Source organism: Streptomyces sp. 7R007 (genome assembly GCF_054850255.1).
Window position 1 is genome coordinate 1 of record NZ_JBTWMV010000141.1, and the last position, 1,302, is coordinate 1,302.

General features: G+C 67.1%; 1 protein-coding gene. It reads left to right on the forward strand.

The window, feature by feature from the left end; all coding sequences use genetic code 11:
* The first annotated feature begins 426 nt into the window (after positions 1–426).
* Complete coding sequence (locus ACYF6T_RS44475; RefSeq protein WP_461703693.1) at positions 427–894, forward strand: hypothetical protein; 468 nt, start codon at positions 427–429, stop codon at positions 892–894.
* Positions 895–1,302 lie beyond the last annotated feature (408 nt).

Sequence of the window (1,302 nt, forward strand, 5' to 3'; positions counted from 1 at the left end):
CAGATCGGTCATGCTGGGCTTACCGGCCTTTCTCTCTCTCAGTGGGGCAGGCCGGGGAGGGGGCGCAGTGTGGACGCCAATGATCGTACGGGCCCGCGTCAGTGGGCTGCTACGCCGCAACAGTTCGACCGGTTGGCCCGCGGGGTGCTGAGGACTGCACGTGACGCGGCCCGGGAGCTGCGGCGGGCCCCTCCGGCCCCGGATCGGCAGGCTTGGGCGCTTGGCATACTGGCGGGCCAGACATGGGCGATGCTAGGGCCCGGCGTGCCGGACAACCCGCCGGTCGGGATTGCAGCACAAGAGAAGTTCGTGCGCGACACTCTCACACTCGCCGTGCACGTGCGGGCGTGCAGCTGGGCGAAGGCTGACCTCGGTGGGTTGGGCGTGCCGGGCCAGGCTGACGTACCGCACTCTGGGGAGCGGCAGATGGCCGACGCCTTCGATGTCCTCGGACGGTTGATGCTCCCCAGCTCCTCGCCCGAGGGCTGGACTGCCACTCTCGTCACTGACTTGGCCCGTGGCGACAAGACGTTGGAAGCGGCCGTCAAGCTGGGCAAATACGTCCTGCATCCCACCTTCCTGGCCCTCGCCAACGATGCGACCCGTGTCCTCGCCGAAGCCCTGCACACCATCAACGTGAGCCGCCTGCAGGCGCTGGCCGATTCGGTACGGGAGCCGTCCGTCGGGCTGAAACTCCCGAAGACGAGGCCCGCCACCACGCAGATCGGAGGTGCTCCGCGCGAGTCGCTCCGCGGGCCGGTGGGCAACAATGTGCCGGACGCTGTCTCTGTCTTCGCCGAACCGGACGAGGTCGAGCCCAGGAAATTCAGCAGTCCGGCCGAAGGCGAGCCGGGGCCGGCATTTCGTGCCCCTCGCCGTGGCCGCTCCGTCTGACCATCGTCTGCGTGGGTCCCGACTTCTTCCAAGCGCCCGCCGATAGGCACCCAAAGTCCGATGAGAACGCTCAGCCTGCGCAGCGAGCGGGGACCCTAGGCGCGTTTGAGGCAGGTCTGAGGTACCTGGCCGCCCTGCACAACGCGCCAGATGCTGCCCTCCTTGCCGCACTTGTTGTAGGCGGGACCGCGGTCGGTTCGTGCGATGGCCACGTCCACGGGGGCCTCACTGTGCCACAAATCCAGCCCTTGGATTTGATTCACTTGAAGCGGCGGGGACTGAGAAACGGGGCTTCAGCCACCGTGCCAGTCCCCGCCGCTCTCAACACCCGTAGTCACTTGAATGACAAGACAGGGTGCCGAACAGCGGTGACCCTGCTGCTATCCGTTGGACAGTGCCACGGGAATT